The sequence below is a fragment of the Sorangium sp. So ce131 genome, assembly GCF_051519095.1.
Classification (GTDB): Bacteria; Myxococcota_A; Polyangia; order Polyangiales; family Polyangiaceae; genus Sorangium.
In genome coordinates this window covers 6,258,915-6,275,844 of record NZ_CP150455.1, presented here as the reverse complement: position 1 = coordinate 6,275,844, position 16,930 = coordinate 6,258,915, and the positions used below count along the sequence as shown (strand labels likewise).

Sequence of the window (16,930 nt, the reverse complement as noted above, 5' to 3'; positions counted from 1 at the left end):
CGTCAGCCGAGCCGGTACATCACGTCGGTGCGGAGCACGTACTTGCACCCGCGCGTCACGGCGGCGCCCCGGTGGAGCCGCCGGTGCTCGAACACGAGCGCCATGCCGCGCCGCGGGGTGATGCTCCGGTTGCCCCAGAAATCGGTCGTGCCGCCCTCGAAGCCGTCGTTCAGGTAGATCATCGCGGTGAACAGGCTCCGCTCGCCGCTCGATCGCACGAACGACCCGTCGCCGTGCCAGTTGAAGTACTCGCCTTCACCGTAGCGGTAGCAGCGGAAGCGCTCGTTCAGACCGACGGCGAGGTGCTGGCCCCAGCTCCGCGGGGTCCACGGCGCGAGCCGCTCCCAGAGGTGCGCCGCGAGGGTGGGATCGTCGAGGAGGAGGCGGCGGTTGTTGCGCACCTCGAGGTCGATGACGCTGGTCCCCCCGATCGGCGCCTGCTCGAAGCCTCGCTCCTCTGCGAGGCGGATGAAGCCCGCGCACTCCTCGGGCGACAGGAGGTTCGACACCGTGAAGATGCGGAGATCCTCGGCGTAGGCGGTCCGTTCGGGGGTGGCGGTTCGTTCGGCGCGTGCTGCGGTGTGCATCATGCGGAGAGCGTGCGTCCGGGCGGACCGGATCCGGAAGGGCGGGACCGGGCAGGACCGGGCAAGACTGGGTAAGGCCACGCAAGGCCGGGCAAGGCCGCGCAGCGCGGGGTGGACGCGGGTGGACAGGGGCGCGTGGTATCGCCGATCATCGATCGCTCGTAGCGATGGCACAGGTCCCCAGGGCGGGGCGCGGCGCGGCGCCAGCGGTCCGGTTCAACCACACGCTCCTGCAGAGGGCGCGGATCGAGCTCGATCTCACGCAGGAGCAGGTCGCCGCGTCGATCGGGGTCGATGTCCGGACCTACCGCCGCTACGAGTCGGGGGCCGTCAACGATCCGCAGGGCGGCTTCTCGGTCCGGAGCCCTTCCCGGCGGCGCATCCTGGAGCGACTCAGCGCCGAGCTGGGCATCCCCGAGGCGGAGCTGCTCGCCGACGGCGCCGGGGACACGCCGGAGGCGGATCCGGCGCATGCGCCCAGTGAGGCGGCAGAGGCGCCCGACAGGGCAGCCGACGGAACGACGCCGCCCGCCACGCCCGGCGCGCCGCAGGGCACGGCCGCCCCGGCGTGGCGCCCCCTGCACGCGCACACGCTCCAGCGCGCGCGGCACTTCGTCGGGCGCGCGGACATCCTCGCGCGGCTCTCCGCGTGGGCCGGCGCCTCGACGCCGGATCCCCGGGTGATCGTGCTCCTCGGCGTGGGCGGCGCGGGCAAGACCGCGATCGCCGAGCGCTTCCTCCAGGGCCTCGGCGACGCGCCCAGGCCCGGCGGGGTGCTCGTCTGGAGCTTCTACGACGACCCGCGGACCGAGGCGTTCCTCGACCAGGCAGCGGCGTACTTCGCGCCCGCCGCGGGCGCCGCATCCGCGTCGGGCGCCGCGGTCGCAAGCCCGCCGAGGCCGGCGCCGCCCGGCGAGCAGCTCGCGCGGCTGAGGGACGCGCTCGGGCAAGGGCCGCCGCACCTGCTCGTGCTCGACGGGCTCGAGGCCGTTCAATCCGAGGGGGGCGCCGGGCGCGCGCACGGCGAGCTGCACGACGCGCTCCTCCGGCGGCTGCTCTGCGCCGTCGCCGCCGGGCTCGGCGGCGCGCGGGCGCTCGTCACGTCGCGGTTCGAGCTCGCGGATCTCGCGGCGTGGGCCGAGGGCGGCGTCCTCACCGTGAGGCCGGCGTCGCTCTGCGAGGGCGACGCCGCGGCGCTGATGCGGCGCTGGGGCATCCGCAGCGACGACGGCGCCCTGCGCGCGCTGGCCGAGACCACGGGCGGCCACGCGCTCTCGGTCGCGGTGCTCGGCTCGTACGTGGGCGCGTTCCTCGGCGGCGACGCGGGGCGGCTCTCCGCGGCGAGCGCGGCGCACCTCGCCGAGGCCGAGCGCGACGACGCGCTCGCCCGCCGGCTGAGCGCGGTGCTGTCGGCGTACGCGCGCGCCCTGCCCGCGGGCGAGCGCGACCTGCTCGCGCGCCTCTCCGTGTTCCCGGCCGGCGCGGGCGAGGAGGCGCTCTCCCAGCTGATCCGGGCCGGCGGCGAGATCGCGGGCGCCATGGCGGGGTGGGGCGCCGCGGAGCTCGCGCGTGGCCTCGCGCGGCTCGAGCGCCTCGGGCTCGTGTTCGCGGCGCGGCCGGGCGACCGCTGCTACTCGACGCACCCGTTCGTGCGGCAGCACTTCAAGTCGCTCCTCGGCGTGCCGCCGGACCGGATCCACGCCGCGGGGAGCGGCGCCCCGCCGCCGCGCCTCGACGAGGCGCCGCGCCGGGCGCCGCGGGAGCGCGGCGCGCTCGACGCGTACGAGGCCGTGATCGCGGAGCTCGTCGCGGCCGGGCGCGCGCGCGAGGCGCACGACATCTACGCGATCGGCCTCGGCGGCTTCGCGCACCTCGGCCTCAAGCTCGGCGACATGGCCCGCGGCGCCCGGATCCTGCGCGCGTTCGCCGGCGGGGACGATCCCCGGGGCATGCCGGCCTCGCTGCCCGCGCCGCTGCGCGCGTCGCTCGCGTACGAGGCGGGGCTCTACGCCGGCGCGCTCGGCGACCTCGCGTTCGCGTGCGTGTGTTACGAGGCGCACGACGAGATCGCCGGGGAGCTCGCGGGCGCGGCGCAGCGCGCGACGGGCCTGCGCACGCTGGCGTACACCGAGCGGCTGCGGGGCCACCTCGGGAGGGCGCGCGGCCTCGTCGAGCGCTCGCTGGAGATCGCCGAGCGCGGCGGGGAGCGGGCGCACGCGGCGCGCGCCGCGGCGCTGCTCGGCGCGGTGCTGCACGACCTCGGCGAGGTCGACGCGGCGGGCGAGCGCTTCGCGCGCGTCCGGCGGCTGGGCGACGAGCCGGTCGCGCGCCGGGCGCTCTGGGAGGCGGAGCGCGACCTCGCGCTAGGGCGGCGGGAGGAGGCGCGGGCGGCGACGCTGAAGAACCTCGAGGCGTGCCGGCGGCGCGGCTGGGAGGGCCACGTGGCGCACGCGCGCGTGCTGCTCGGGCTCGCGCTCGTGGACAGCGACGCCGCGGCGGCGGAGGAGCACCTCGGCGAGGCGCGCCGCTGGGCGGCCGCGACGGGCGAGGTGGAGATGGCGCTCCGGTGCAGCGAGCTCGCGGCGCGGATCGCGCTCGCGCGCGGGCGGATGGGCGAGGGGAGGCGGCGCGCGGAGGAGGGGATGCACGTCGCGGAGACGTGCGGGTTCGGGCCGTTCCGCGCGCGGCTCGCGACGATCGCGGCGCGGTGCGCGCTTGGGCGCGGCGCGGATGGCGAGCGCGGGGCGAACGGCGGTCGCGGCGCGGACAGCGGTCTCGGGGCGGACGGCGGTCTCGGGGCGGACGGCGGGCGCGGGGCGGACGGCGGGCGGGATGGCGACGGCGGGCGGGATGTGCCGGCCGCGGCGGCCCTCGCGGGGTCGGCCGTCGCGTGGGCCGGCGAGGACGCATGGGCGAGGGCGGACGCGCTGCACTGGGCGGGCGTCGCCGCGGCGCGTGGCGGGGATGCGCAGCGCGGGCGGAGGCTGCTCACCGAGGCGGCGGCGCTGAGGGCGCGCCTGCAGCACCCGGAGGCGGGGGCGTCGCGGGAGGCGCTGGCGCTGCTCGAGTGACGGGCGAGAGCGCGTTGCGTGCTGCGCGGGCGCGCGCCGTGCGCCGACGAACGGCGCGGGCGGTAATGTGCTTCGCCCGCCTTTCGTCATCGTGGAGGCGATGCGCTCGCTTACCATTTCGCTGCCGCCATCAGGTGATGTCGACCAGCCTCCGCGCAGCTTCCGCGATCGGTCGCGTCGGTTGCGTCGGCTGCACTCCTTTCTTCGTACGGAGCGTCCATGTCTTGGCGACCTTCCACCCTCACCACCTCGTCCATCATCGCCCTCTCGCTCGCGCTGGGAGCACCGGGCTCCGCGCTCGCCGCGCCTGTCGTCATCGACGGAGACCCCGTGGCGCCGCTCCCCACGACGGAGGGCTCCGGCTTGTGCGGCGCGTACCACGCGTCGTCCGACGCCGTGGAGGACTTCGGCTACTTGGACACAGAGGATCTCGTCGAAGGGATCAACACGTTCATCGATGATAGACAGCCCGACCTCGTGAGCTTCGTGGTGGACACGCCGCTCGATCTCTCGAACAACTACGACGCCGGATCCCAGCTGAGCTTCGGCGACTTTCGCGACGCGGTCGCCGGCTGTCCGGCAGGGGGGTGCGACTTCGTCGAGAACGACCCCAACACGCCGTTCGGCATGCGCCTGCGCGGCTACCTGGCCGTGCCGCCCGAGCACGTCGATCAGCCGCTCCACTTCGGCATCTACGCCGACGACGCCGTGGCCCTCGTGATCTACGACGCCGAGCAAGCCTCCTATCCCGTGGTGGTGCGGCCGACGGCGCTCGGCAGACCCACCTGGCGCGTGACGAACACCGTCACGTTCACCCAGGAGGGGCTGTATCCGATCGAGATCCTTTATGTCGCGATCGCCGAGCATTCCGCGCTCGAGCTGTCCGTTCTGGTCGGTGAATTCGAGGATTTCGAGCTGGGCGCCACCGAGAACGGCAGCGTGAGCCTCGCGGAGTCCGGCTTCACGCTCGTCCAGCCGGCGTCGTTCCATCAGGCCTTGCCGGCCAGCGCCTCGACGCCGGACGAGGCCTCCTGCGCGCAGTGCAGCCGCGCGTTCGTCGGCCTGGCTGGAAACAACGGCTGCGCTGCGGGCGCCTACTGCAACAGCGCCGCGCTGTGCGCGCCGTGCACCCTCGACGCCTTCTGTGGGCCCAGCTGCAGCCCTTGCAACGGACGGAAGCCACGCTGCCTCGAGGTGGATGGGACGCCGGAGTGCGTGGGGTGCGTGAGCGACGCCGACTGCAAAGAGGGCGATGTCTGCGACCCCGAGGCGCACGCCTGCGTCGCGCCCTCCGAGCCCGGCGCGGGCGGCGGGGGCGGTGCAGGCCCGGCGTCCGGGCCGGGCCCGGCGGACGGCGACCAGGGGGGCTGCGTGTTCCGGGCCGGCGTGCCGGGCCAGCGCGACGGCGGGGTCGCCCTCGCGCTCGCGGGTCTCGGGATCGCGCTCGCTCGCTGGCGGCTGCGATCGTCCGCGCGGTCGGGGGCGCCCACGGGGAGAGCCTCTCGCTGAGCTGTGGCTGAGCTGCGGCGCGGGTCGCCCGCCGATCAGGCGGTGATCGGGTCGCGCCGCGGGATGCGCTGCAGGATGTCCGTCGTCTCGGCGCTGCGCTTCAGCCCGGCGAGGCGCTCGTCGATGTCGCGCCGCAGCACCGCCTTCATGACCGGCTCCAGCACCGGCGCGAGGATCCGCGGGCGCGCCGCGAAGTGGTAGCGGAAGGTGACCTGCGTCCGCCGCGGCGCCAGCGCCTTGAAGAGCCACGCGCCGGAGAACTGGCGGAAGACCGGCGGCCCCTCCACCAGGGCGATGGCCACCTGCTCTGGCGGATTCACGGTGATGTACCGGACCACCATGGCGAGCCCGTTCTTCGCCCGCACCCACACCCGCACGCCGACGGCGGGCTCGGCCGCGCCATCGCAGTAGCGCAGCTCGCGGACGAACGGGTCCCACTCGAGCCGGAGACCGTAATCCTGAGACAACACGAAGAGGTCGCGGGCGGGGGCGTCGATCTCGGCGGTGCTCTGGATCGTGGGCATGGGCGCGCAGGATAGGGTCGTGAGGATCGGGATGGCGAGAGCCCGCCGCGATGGCTGTTCAGATGGCGCCACGCAGCCGAAGCCGGCTCTCTGGATCGCCGAGGACGTCCAGGCAGTCGCCGCGGAGTGAGGAGGTGAGCTGGAGCCCTGGACGTGGGCAGAGTCCGCTGTCCCATCTCAGACCTCCGGCTCGGCGGCGGCCTCGTAGAGCTCGCGGACATCGAGCCAGACGCCGATGGACACGAGGTGCGCGGCGTCCCCTTCGCGCGCGATGGCGGACGTCCAGCCACCATCGATACCTCGCGTCCAGACCTCCACGCTGCGTTCCCGGTGCGACACGAGGACGTACTGGCGCAAGGAGGCGAGGCGTTTGTAGTGCTCGAACTTATCGCCTCTGTCGTACTCCTCCGTGCTGCGGCTCAGCACCTCGACGATGAGCGTGGGGTTCGTCACGGCTTGCTCGTCCTGGGCGTCGCGCTGGAGCGGCCCGCAGACGACCGTGACGTCGGGGTAGGTGGCGAGGCCGGTGGCGGGCACGCGCACGCGGAGATCGGCGTCGTGAGCCCGACACCGACCTCTGCGAAGCTCGGGAAAGAGGAGGCCGATGACCGCCGCCGCGAGGGCGGCGTGCTCGGGCGTGCCGCCCGCCATCGCGTAGATCTGGCCGTCGAGGTACTCGTGCTTGACGTTGCTGGACGCCTCGAGGGCCAGGTACTCGGCGTACGTGTGGTGAATGCGATGGGCCGGGGCCACCATGGCCACGCAGTATGGCACGGCGGCGCCGCCGCGCGAAACGAGCAGCCGGATGCGGCCTCCCTTGGTGCGGCATGTCCGCGCCGCCGGCGCCCTCGACGCGGCTGACCCGAACGGCTCGCGAGCCGGGGATTGCTGCCGCGCGGAAACAGGGCGGCCTCGTCTCCGCAGGCCAGCAGCGAACGGGCTTTGAGCTTCCGATTTCCACCGGATGACTTCAAGGCGAGATACCCGTCGTGCATCTTCATGGCTTCACCTGGTAGAGCTCGCTGATCCACGGGACCGCGCACCAGAGCGAGAGGTGGACCTCGGCGACGGAAAGGTAACGCGGCGGCAAGTCCTCGGGCAGGACGGAGCCATGAGGCCGAGGGGTGAGTTCCTGTTCGAGCGCCGCGTTCCTTCCCGGCGCGGCACGGCGCGGGCGCGCCGCCGGCTCGATCTCGTCGTGCGCGCGCGGAGCGACGACCGCGGCGCGCTGCGCGTGCACCCGGCCACGTGGATGCGGTGGGAGCCTGCAGCTCGGGTCCCAGGATCTCGCCATGCCCCGCGTGCTGGAGGCCGGCGGCCTGCGCATCCTGTTCATGGCGTTCTCGCCTCACGACGCGCCGCCCGAGCTCGACTTCGAGCGGGAAGAGGAGGAGCTCGGGGGTGCCCAACGTGCTCGCTGGACGCGACCTCGCGTGACACTAGGTGACCCCAGGTGCATGCACTCCGCCATCCTGGCGACCCCTTGTGCCTCCGATCGAAGCCACCTCGCCCTCTCCGCGCGGATCCGCGCCCCCCCGAGCACACATCCCACGCCCGTGTGGTCCACGGTTGCGTTCGCCTGCAGCTACGTTCCCGGGATGGCCAAAGCCAGAACCAACAAACAAGACACCGGGAAGGCGCCTTCGTCGCCTCCCAAGGCAAAGCCCTCCTACCGCGCTTGTTACGAGCGCTTCACCCCCGAAGCCCTCGCACTTCCGGACCGCGAGATCGAGGTCTGTCGCGCCGACGTGCGGATCGCCTTCGCCAACGTGAAGCAGGGCATCGAGGCGGTCTGCTCGGACCCGGCGCGGGTCCGGAAGGCGCTCCCCGAGCTGCCGCTCGATGACGTGCTCGCGCTGCCGGACCTCGGCCGGGCGCTCGTCTACGCCGCGACCCGCGTCACCGCCCGGCCGGCGAGCTCCCGCGAGATCGACGCGAAGCTCAAGATCGTGACCGAGCTGCGCGAGCCGATGCTCTCGCTCGCGGAGACCCTGGCGAGGCGCGGCCTCCTGCCGAGGGACGTCGTCGCGGAGATCCGGGCCGGCAGCGGCAAGTACGACCTGGCCAGCGACGGGATGGCGCTGGCCCACCTCTACGCGGAGCACGCGGGCGCGCTCCGCGGTAAACACCCCTTCACCGAGGAGGAGTTCGCGGAGCTTCAAGCCGCGAGCGAGTGGCTGCTCGACAACCTCACCCCCGACGGCGCCCGCCGCCCTGCGTCGAAGCAGCGCGGCGACGCCGAGAAGATGCGCGATCGGCTCTGGACCCTCATGGTCCGGCGCCACGCGGATCTCCGGAAGATCGGCTACTACTTCCGCGGCGATGCGTTCGAGGACGCGACGCCAAAGCTCCAGTCGCGCCTCGTGAGCACCGCCGCCGCCGAGGAGGAAGAGGCGGAGGAGGCGAGTGACGAGGAAGAGGAAGCCGAGGAAGAAGCTGACGAAGAGGACGACGCGGCGCCGTAAGGACGACGCGGCGCCGTACGCGACGATGAAGGGCGTCGTCGAAATCCTCACGCGCCCTCTCGCGCAGGAGCTCGGGCCCCGTTCGATGGACGCGAGATCCATGCGGGGACCAGCCATTCCTGGGAGCGGGGCCGCTGCCGAGGGGGTGAGCGATCAGTCGAGGTTCTGGAGCACGTCTTTGTTCAGGAACACGTCGAACAGCTCGGGGGCGCATTCGGAGTGGTCGCCGATGTCCTCGCGCCACTGCTCGAGATCGGCGTACCAGTCGCACTTCAAGGCGCGCCCCTCCCGGAGCAACTTCTCCAGATCCTTGGCGTGCAGTGCGCCCAGGTGCTCCTCACGGCCAGGGGGAGCCTTCGTGAAGTGCTCGAACCTGCCGGCAGGCTCCGTGAGCTCCAGGTACAAGCTCGGGTAGATCTCGCCCCAGACCTCGGGAGCGAAGGCGCGGAGGGCGCTGTCGACGAACGTGATGAGCGATCGCCCTCGCGGCCAGGGGATGCCCGCCCCCAGTAGTCGCTGACTTGCTTCTCGAGAAGATCGAAGCACTTGCGCGCGGTCGCCCCCTGGATCAAGCCGCCTTCCACGAGTAGCCCCGCTGCTCGAGGTAACGCTCCATGTTGCCGAGATCGCTGCGCCACAGCGCCGAGAGGGGGATCTCAAGGCGCGCCCCTCCCGGAGCAACTTCTCCAGATCCTTGGCGTGCAGTGCGCCCAGGTGCTCCTCACGGCCAGGGGGAGCCTTCGTGAAGTGCTCGAACCTGCCGGCAGGCTCCGTGAGCTCCAGGTACAAGCTCGGGTAGATCTCGCCCCAGACCTCGGGAGCGAAGGCGCGGAGGGCGCTGTCGACGAACGTGATGAGCGATCGCCCTCGCGGCCAGGGGATGCCCGCCCCCAGTAGTCGCTGACTTGCTTCTCGAGAAGATCGAAGCACTTGCGCGCGGTCGCCCCCTGGATCAAGCCGCCTTCCACGAGTAGCCCCGCTGCTCGAGGTAACGCTCCATGTTGCCGAGATCGCTGCGCCACAGCGCCGAGAGGGGGATCTTCTTGTCGACAATCGCGTGCCAGCCCACGTGATCGGGCTCGAGGGAGATGTTCTTGCGATTGTCGAGGTACTCCTGGTGCGCGCGTGAGACGTCGTCCCAGGTCACGATGCAGCGGCAGGTAGCGACGGCCGGCGGCACCTCGCCGAAGCGTGTCGAGACGGCGCATGCGCGGACATCACCGTCGAGGCGCTCCGCGAGGTCGCGGGCGCGGCTGTCGAGCGAGCTCCACGTCTTGTGCTTCGGCAGCAGCTCCTTCACCCACGCCTCGGCGAGGCGGCGCGGCAGCAAATAGCGACCGCCGGAGCCGTACACATCGAGCTGGAAAGGGGCGAGCCTGAGCCCGTGGGAGGTGGGCGGCGTGCGCATCGCGTGCTCGAGCGCGCCGCGCGGCACGCCGAACGAGATGGCGAGCCAGTCGAGCCCGATGCGATCCTCCCGGTGGAGCCGCTTCTCGAGTTCGAAGCGGTCGACGAGCTCGGCTCCGGCGCCGTCCGTCCGGCCGCGCACCTCGTCGACCGGCACGTCGAAGTACTCCGACGCGATCTCGACGGGCCAGATGGCTTTCATCGCCAGCGCGCTCTTCTCTTCGCTCGTCGGCATGTGCGTGATCCTAGGAGCGTACGCCAGCAGTGTCCAGGCGTGCTCCCGCTCGCCCTGTGAGGCGCTCAGCTCCTTCAGATGCAAAGGACGTAGTCTCTGCCCGTCATGTCGGGTCCGGCGGATGAGCGCGACGGCAGCGAACCCCGCACGGGTCGCACCCGGCGGCGTCGTGCTCGACCCGGGCGGCTTCCCCTGCGCGGCGGTGCCGGGCGCGTCCTGGATCAAAGGAGCTCGCGGAGCTTCAAGCCGCGAGCGAGTACCCTGCCAGCGCTCGCTCCCCTGCGCGCCGTCGCGGCACACGGTTTGCGTGAGATCCGGCGCGAGGGACGCGGCCGTCTCACGGCGGGATCGCCCGACCCGGGAGCCACGTGATGGATGGCGCATCCAGGGACATCTTCGTCATCAGCGATCTGCACATCGGTGACGGCGGCGTGCGCGACAACTTCGAGACGGGCGAGAAGACGCCGCAGCTGCGCGCGTTTCTCGACCACGTGGGCAGCGAGGGAGGCGAGCTCTTCATCCTCGGCGACCTCTTCGAGCTCTGGCAGATGAACCTCAGCCTGCTGCTCGTGAAGCGGCGGGCGCTCCTCGACCAGCTCGCCACGCTGAGGCTCACCTACGTGCCCGGCAACCACGACGTCGACCTCGCGCACTTCATCGGCACGGACTTCCTCCATCACCCCTTCTTCGCCCGCATGCGCGCGCCGTTCGTCCGGGAGCTCGGGGGCAAGCGGTTCCGCTTCTGCCACGGGCACGAGACCGATCCCTTCAACGCCGGGGACGACCCAGGCTTCGGCCGCATGCTCGCCATCTTCGCCGGCATCTTCGAGGACGAGAACGGCTCTCCGCTCCTCAGGAGCGGCGAGAGCGTGGAGGACGTCCTCGAGCAATTCGGCGACTCGATGTTGACGATCTGGAGGCGCGCCCAGGCGACGCTGAACCGCCGCGGGGCGAAGGGCGAGGTGCGCCCCAGCTCGGCGCTGACGCCGGCGCAGAGCCCGGATCGGCTCGGCGAACACGTGGTCGGGGTCCGCGCAGAGCTCGAGCTGGGCGCGCACGACGTGACGGTGCTCGGGCACACGCACAAGGCAGGTCGTATCGGCGACTGGTACTTCAACAGCGGCTCCTGGGCCGGCCCTCTCAACTCGTTTCTTCGCATCTCTCCGGACGGACATGTCCGCTATCTCGAGTGGAAGGACGGTCGCGCCGTCGAGCGCGAGATGCCCGTCGTGATCCCGGACGCCGAGCCCGGCCGCGCGCCCCGGGCGCCGGAGAACCCGGTGGCCGCGGCGATCTCCGCGGCGAGGACGCTCTTCCCGAAGCCGACGCGGCCGGAGCGCTCCCGATGGATCCTCATCGCTCAGGGCGCCCTCGCGATCGCCGTGGGCGCCGGCGTGCTGACGATCTCCGTCGGTCAGGGGTCGTCCGCGGGGTGGCGGCTGCTCGTCTCGGCCTTCGCTGTGTACGCGCTGCTCGACGGCTCCCTGTCGCTCTTCGCCGCGTCGCGCGCGTCGCGCGAGCCGCCCGTCCGACGCCTCCTCTCGCTCGTGCGCGGCGTGGCGAGCCTCCTGCTCGGCCTCGTCGTGCTCCGCCGCGGCCACGTGGTCGAGGTCTTCGTGATCCTCGTCGGCATCTGGGCGTTCCTCTCCGGCGCGCTGCGCGTCGCCGCGTCGGTCGTGCTCAAGGGAATGGTGGAGTCGAGGTGGCTCCTCGTCGTGGGGACCGGCTCGATGCTCGCGAGCCTCGTCCTGCTCTCGCTGCCCGCGTCGGCGGCGCTGCTCAAGTTCGCGCTGGCCGGCTACCTTTGCTACTACGGCGCGGGGGAGCTCCTGGCCGGCATCTTCGGGCTACGGTTGCCGAGGCGCGCGAGCTTCCGCCCGTCCGCGTGAGACGGATCGCGCGCCGCGGGACAGGGCTCCTACCCGCGCGCAGAAACACCCCCGGTTCACGCGCCGTTGATCTACGCTCCCGCCCGCCCCAGCCGTCCGGCGGCCGATCGGGCGGCGGAGCTGCTCTCGCGGCGCGACCAGGGCGCCGGCGGCTCTCACGGCGCCCTCCTCGCCCTCGCTGGCTCCCCGGCCTTCCCGCGCACCTCGGAGGTCGAGGGCCCCTCGGAGCTCCAGCCATGACGATCCCCCTCCCGGTCACCCCCTCCCGCGCCTCGCTCGCCGCGCTCGCGGGGCTCACCGCCCTCGCGGCGTGCGCTGCCTGCTCGCCGCCGCCCGCCGCCCCGCCGGCGCCGCCCCGGGCCGCGCCGCCCCCGGCCGCGGCCCCCCGGGCGGCAGCCCCCGGGCCGCGCCTCGACCAGATCCCCCGGCTCGATTTCAACTGCATCGCCGTGGAGCTCGACCTCCCGCTCTTCTGGATCGCCGACCGGAACGGCTCCGGCGCGGTCGACCCGGACGAGGTCGCCGCCCCCTGGCACCGCGACACGCCGCCGGCCTGGGTCGCCTCGGGGGCGTTCACGCCGGCGTTCCTCTCGGCCTACGCGGCGATGGCCAAGGTGAAGTCCGAAGGCCACCCGCGCGCCGGCCTCGACGAGGCCGAGCAGCGCCGCCGCGGCCTGGTGCTCGCCGAGCTCGCCGCCGGCCGGCCGTCGCTCCTCCACGCGGACTTCCGTGGCGCGCCCGCCGAGGACCGGGCCCTCGTCGGCCACATGCTCAAGGTGGCCGAGCTCATCGAGCAGATCCACGCGCGGCAGCGCGGCACGGTCGGCATGGCCAGCCGGATCCCCGCCGACGACCCCGCGAGCCGGGCGCTCTTCTGGCGCAACCAGGGGCCCTGGTGCGAGCAGCCGAAGACCCGGAACGACCCGGCGTGCAGCGCGATCCCGGGCAGCCCGCCGCAGAAGGTCGTCGGCGTCTACCCGGCGCGCCTCCAGGAGGACAAGAAGTTCTGCGCCGCGCTCGAGGCGCGGCCCGACCAGCGGGCGCTCCTGTCGCCCTTCACCGCGGTGGTCGAGGAGGGCGGCGCCCTCAAGGCCGTGCCGTACAGCGAGGCCTACAAGCCCGAGATGGAGGCGGTGAGCCGGGAGCTCAAGGCCGCGGCGGACGTGATCCAGAGCCCCGGCGAGGCCGCGTTCAAGGCCTACCTGCTCGCGGCGTCGCAGGCCTTCCTCGACAACCGCTGGGAGCTCGCCGACGAGCCCTGGTCCAGGATGAACGCCGAGAACTCGCGGTGGTACCTGCGGGTCGGGCCGGACGAGACCTACTGGGAGCCGTGCAGCAGCAAGGCGGGCTTCCACGTGAGCTTCGCGCGCGTCAACCAGGAGTCGCTCACCTGGCAGAAGAAGCTCGACCCCGTGAAGGCCGACATGGAGGAGGCGCTCGCGAGGCTCGCGGGCGCGCCGTACAAGGCGCGGAAGGTCGCGTTCCACCTGCCCGACTTCATCGACGTCCTCCTGAACGCCGGCGAGTCGCGCAGCCCTACGGGCGGGACCTCGGGGCAGAGCCTGCCGAACTGGGGCCGGGTCGTGGAAGAGGGGCGCGCCCGCACCATGGTCATGGCGAACTTCCTCCAGGACGACGACAGCCGCGCCGCCCTCCGGGAGGCCGCCGAGTCGCTCCTTTGCAAGACCACGATGGACACGGTCTCGCTCGATCCCGGCGTCGCGACGCTGGGCACGGTGCTGCACGAGGCGTCGCACAACCTCGGCCCGGGGCAGGGATACAAGGTGAAGGGCAAGGCCGGCAGCGAGATCTTCGGCGGCCCGCTCGCCACGATGCTCGAGGAGCTCAAGGCCCAGACCGGCTCGCTCTACTTCACGAGCTGGCTCGCCGAGAAGGGCGTCCTCGATCCGGCGCTCGCGCGCCGCTCCGAGGTGAGGGACGTCCTCTGGGCCTTCGGGCAGGCGGGGCAGGGGATGACGACGGCGGGCGGCGAGGCGCGGCACTATGGGCAGCTCGCCGCGATCCAGCTCGGCAGCCTGCTCGACGCGGGCGCGCTGGGCTTCCACCGCGGCGAGAAGGCGGCGAACGGCGAGGACCAGGGGTGCTTCTCGATCCAGGCGGACAAGCTGCCCGCCGCGGCGGAGGCGCTCGCGCGGACGGTGCTCGGCATCAAGGCGCGCGGCGACAAGGCCGCGGCGCTGCGCCTGCGCGAGACGTACGTCGAGAAGGACGGGGCCTGGAAGGCGCTCCGCGGGGTGATCGAGGAGCGCATCCAGCGCATGCCGCTCGGCAGCGTCGTCTACGCGATCGAGCGGTAGGTAGAACCGTGACCGCGGCGCAGCCCCACGAAGCGACCGTGTCCGCGGAGAGGGCAGCGCGGGCGCGCGGCCGGATCGAGCGGTGGGGCCTGCTCGCGCTGCTCGGCCTGCCGGCGCTCGGGCTCTGCGAGCTCGCCGCGCACGTCTACTTCAGCGGAAGGACACCGGATTTCGACGCGTGGCGCGAGGTGAAGGCCCCGCTCGAGGCGATGAAGCGGCCCGGGGACCTCGTGATCGTCGCGCCGGCCTGGGCCGATCCGGCCGCGCGCCGCGCGCTCGGGGACGAGCTGATGCCGCTGCGCGACGCGGCCAGGCCCGACGAGACCCGCTACGCGGCCGCCGTCGAGATCAGCGTGCTCGGGGAGCGCGCCGCGGAGCTCGAGGGCTTCCGCGAGGAGGCTCGTCAGGAGCACGGGCGGTTCGTGCTCCGGCGCCTCGTGAACCCGTCACCGGCCCGCGTCGTCCACGACTTCGTCGACCACGTCGCGCCGCCGTCGGCGGACGTGCGCCTCTCGGAGCCGCCGGCCGCGTGCCGCTGGAACCCGCGCGCGCGGATCGCGGCCGGCGGGCTCGGCGGCCACCCGACGTTCCCCGCCGAGCGCTTCGAGTGCCCGGGCGGCGTCTTCTTCAACGTCGGCGTCACCGTGATCGCGGACGAGGAGTTCCGCCCGCGCCGGTGCATCTGGTCCCACCCGCCGAGGACCGGCGAGATCGTCACGCGCTTCCGCGACGTGCCGCTCGGCGCCGTGATCCGAGGGCACGCGGGCATGTACTGGATCATCGAGCGCGAGCTCGCGGGCGCGCCGGTCACGCTGTCGGTGCGCGTGAACGGCGAGGCTGTGGGCGAGGCGACGCACGTCGACGGCGACGGGTGGGCGCCGTTCGAGTTCCCGCTCGGCGTCCACGCCGGCGCGGCGAGGGCAGAGGTGGAGTTCGCCGTGAGGACCACCGACTACGCCCACCGCCACTACTGCTTCGAGGCGGACACCCGATGACGCGAGCGGCGCCGCTCCGCCGGCTCACGCGGCTCGACGGCGCGATCGCGCTCGCGTTCGCGGCGGCGTACGTCGCCCTCCTGCTCGCGACCGCGGGCGACCTCGGTTACGCGCGGGACGAGGGGTTCTACTTCTACGCCGCGAACCGCTACGCCGCCTGGTTCCAGGCGCTGATCGAGGCGCCGCGCGCCGCGCTCGCCCCGGAGGTCGTCGATGGCGCCTGGTCGGTGAACCACGAGCACCCGGGGCTCATCAAGTCGCTCTTCGCGCTCTCGAACCTCGTCCTTCAGAAGCGGCTCGGGCTCTTCGCCATGGAAGGCACGAGCTACCGGTTCCCGGCGATGGTCCTGTCGGGCGCGGGCGTCGCGCTCGTGTACCTCTGGGGCGCGCAGGCGAGGGACCGGGTCGCGGGCGCGTGCGCGGCGGCGCTCTTCGCGATGATGCCGCGGTACTTCTACCAAGCGCACCTCGCGTGCTTCGACGCGCCGATCGTGACCGTGTGGGCCCTGTGCGCCTACTGCTACTGGCGCGCGCTGCGGGACGGCGGGGCGCGCTGGGCGGTGCTCACCGGCGTCACCTTCGGCCTCGCGCTCGACACGAAGCACAACTCCTGGTTCTTGCCGATCGTGTGCGTGGTGCACGCGGTCGCCCTCGAGCTCTGGGCGCGGATCGCCGCGCCGGCGCCCGCCCACGCGCCCGCACTTGCGGCGGAGGCCGCGGGGCCGGAGGCGTCCGGCGAGACGCCGCCGCCGAGGGCGCCGGAGGGATCCGCCCCGCTGGCGGCGCCGGGCGCGCCGGGGCCGTCGCTCCACACGCGGCGGTCGGTCGCCGCGCTCACCGCGATGGCGACGCTCGGCCCGCTCGTCTTCTTCGCGCTCTGGCCGTGGATCTGGCGCGACACGTTCTCGCGCCTGCGCGAGTACGCGCTCTTCCACCTGCACCACGAGTACTACAACATGGAGTTCCTCGGCCGGAACTACTGGACGCCGCCGATGCCGAGGGCCTACGCGCCGGTGATGACGGCCGCGACGGTGCCCGCCGTCACGCTCTGCCTCTTCGTCGTTGGGCTCTGCGCCGCCGCGCGCGAGCGCCTCGTGTACCCGCTCGCCCGCCCGGCGGCGCGGCTCGCGCCGGCCAGCGCGAGGCCCGCGCTCGCCGCGCTGCGCGCCTCTGCCGCGCGGCTCCGGCCGCCGGCGGACGATCCGGGCGGCACGGCGCTCCTCTGGTTCCTCGCCATCGCCGCCGTCTACGGCGCCTGGCTGTCGCCGAGCACGCCGATCTTCGGCGGCACGAAGCACTGGATGACGGCGTACCCGTTCATCGCCCTGTTCGCCGGCGCCGCCTTCTCCGCCGCGGTGCGGCGCGCGCGCGTCGGCCTCCGCGCGTTCGCCTTCGCGCGGCGCGCCCGGCCGGACGTGCGCCCGCGGCCCTGGCTCGCGCGGCTCGCGCGGCTCGCGCGCGGGACCCGCGGGCCGCTGCTCCCGGCGTTGCTCGGCGCGTCGGTCGTGGCGGCGCCGGTGGCCGAGACGCTGCACGCGCACCCGTGGGCGCTCTCGAGCTACACGCCGCTCGCCGGCGGCGCGCCCGGCGCGGCGACCCTCGGCCTGAACCGCACCTTCTGGGGGTACACCACCGGGGCGGTCGTGGCGTACCTCAACGAGCACGTTCCGCCCCGGGGGACCGTCTACATCCACGACACCGCCGGCCCGGCGTGGGACATGCTCCTGCGCGACGGGCGCCTCCGTAAGGACATCCGCGGCGTCGGGTCCGTCGCGGGCGCGGACTTCGCCCTCTACCACCACGAGAAGCACATGCTCGGGCAGGCGTACCAGGCGTGGGTCGCGTTCGGGACCACGAGCCCGGCCCACATCGGCGGGCTCGACGGCGTGCCGGTGATCCTGGTCTACCGGAACCCGGCGCGCTGAGCGCC

Annotated in this window: 13 protein-coding genes; 7 read left to right on the top strand and 6 right to left on the bottom strand. The window is 73.3% G+C overall.

Annotated elements, in window-relative coordinates:
• Window positions 1-2 precede the first annotated feature (2 nt).
• Window positions 3-590: a 2OG-Fe(II) oxygenase gene (locus WMF43_RS22870; protein ID WP_437683248.1), complete on the bottom strand. Its 588-nt coding sequence runs from the start codon at window positions 588-590 to the stop codon at window positions 3-5.
• A 164-nt stretch (window positions 591-754) separates the two neighbouring features.
• Here WMF43_RS22870 and WMF43_RS22865 point away from each other — a divergent pair, with 164 nt between their 5' ends.
• Both WMF43_RS22865 and traA read left to right on the top strand, forming a co-directional pair.
• Window positions 755-3,658, top strand: a complete 2,904-nt coding sequence (locus WMF43_RS22865; protein WP_437683247.1) for a helix-turn-helix domain-containing protein — start codon at window positions 755-757, stop codon at window positions 3,656-3,658.
• Window positions 3,659-3,877: 219 nt separating this feature from the next.
• Window positions 3,878-5,167: an outer membrane exchange protein TraA family protein gene (traA, locus tag WMF43_RS22860; protein WP_437683246.1), complete on the top strand. Its 1,290-nt coding sequence runs from the start codon at window positions 3,878-3,880 to the stop codon at window positions 5,165-5,167.
• Between the two features lie 35 nt (window positions 5,168-5,202).
• On the opposite strand, the gene WMF43_RS22855 is transcribed toward traA, so the two are convergent.
• The 3 genes from WMF43_RS22855 to WMF43_RS22845 all read right to left on the bottom strand — a co-directional run bounded on the left by WMF43_RS22855 (window position 5,203) and on the right by WMF43_RS22845 (window position 6,931).
• Complete coding sequence (locus WMF43_RS22855; RefSeq protein ID WP_437683245.1) at window positions 5,203-5,691, bottom strand: type II toxin-antitoxin system RatA family toxin; 489 nt, start codon at window positions 5,689-5,691, stop codon at window positions 5,203-5,205.
• Window positions 5,692-5,868: 177 nt separating this feature from the next.
• The gene (locus tag WMF43_RS22850) at window positions 5,869-6,447 is read right to left on the bottom strand and encodes a Uma2 family endonuclease (RefSeq protein WP_437683244.1); all 579 of its coding nucleotides are present in this window, start codon (window positions 6,445-6,447) and stop codon (window positions 5,869-5,871) included.
• A gap of 241 nt (window positions 6,448-6,688) precedes the next feature.
• Window positions 6,689-6,931, bottom strand: a complete 243-nt coding sequence (locus tag WMF43_RS22845) for a hypothetical protein (RefSeq protein WP_437683243.1) — start codon at window positions 6,929-6,931, stop codon at window positions 6,689-6,691.
• A gap of 358 nt (window positions 6,932-7,289) precedes the next feature.
• On the opposite strand from WMF43_RS22845, the gene WMF43_RS22840 reads away from it, so the two are divergent.
• A complete protein-coding gene (locus tag WMF43_RS22840) occupies window positions 7,290-8,156 on the top strand; it encodes a hypothetical protein (protein WP_437683242.1) in 867 nt (288 codons plus the stop codon).
• A gap of 153 nt (window positions 8,157-8,309) precedes the next feature.
• Here WMF43_RS22840 and WMF43_RS22835 read toward each other — a convergent pair whose 3' ends face one another.
• Both WMF43_RS22835 and WMF43_RS22830 read right to left on the bottom strand, forming a co-directional pair.
• Entirely contained in the window at window positions 8,310-8,702 is a 393-nt protein-coding gene (locus WMF43_RS22835) for a hypothetical protein (RefSeq protein WP_437683241.1), read from the bottom strand.
• Window positions 8,703-9,108: 406 nt separating this feature from the next.
• Complete coding sequence (locus WMF43_RS22830; RefSeq protein ID WP_437683240.1) at window positions 9,109-9,798, bottom strand: hypothetical protein; 690 nt, start codon at window positions 9,796-9,798, stop codon at window positions 9,109-9,111.
• Window positions 9,799-10,169: 371 nt separating this feature from the next.
• Between WMF43_RS22830 and WMF43_RS22825 the strand changes: the two genes are divergently transcribed.
• The 4 genes from WMF43_RS22825 (at window position 10,170) to WMF43_RS22810 (ending at window position 16,925) form a co-directional block, all read left to right on the top strand.
• Complete coding sequence (locus WMF43_RS22825) at window positions 10,170-11,687, top strand: DUF308 domain-containing protein (protein WP_437683239.1); 1,518 nt, start codon at window positions 10,170-10,172, stop codon at window positions 11,685-11,687.
• A gap of 236 nt (window positions 11,688-11,923) precedes the next feature.
• Window positions 11,924-14,005, top strand: a complete 2,082-nt coding sequence (locus WMF43_RS22820; protein WP_437683238.1) for a hypothetical protein — start codon at window positions 11,924-11,926, stop codon at window positions 14,003-14,005.
• An 8-nt stretch (window positions 14,006-14,013) separates the two neighbouring features.
• Complete coding sequence (locus WMF43_RS22815; RefSeq protein ID WP_437683237.1) at window positions 14,014-15,000, top strand: hypothetical protein; 987 nt, start codon at window positions 14,014-14,016, stop codon at window positions 14,998-15,000.
• Window positions 14,997-16,925: an ArnT family glycosyltransferase gene (locus WMF43_RS22810; RefSeq protein WP_437683236.1), complete on the top strand. Its 1,929-nt coding sequence runs from the start codon at window positions 14,997-14,999 to the stop codon at window positions 16,923-16,925. Before WMF43_RS22815 ends, WMF43_RS22810 begins: the two co-directional genes overlap by 4 nt.
• Window positions 16,926-16,930: the final 5 nt, after the last annotated feature.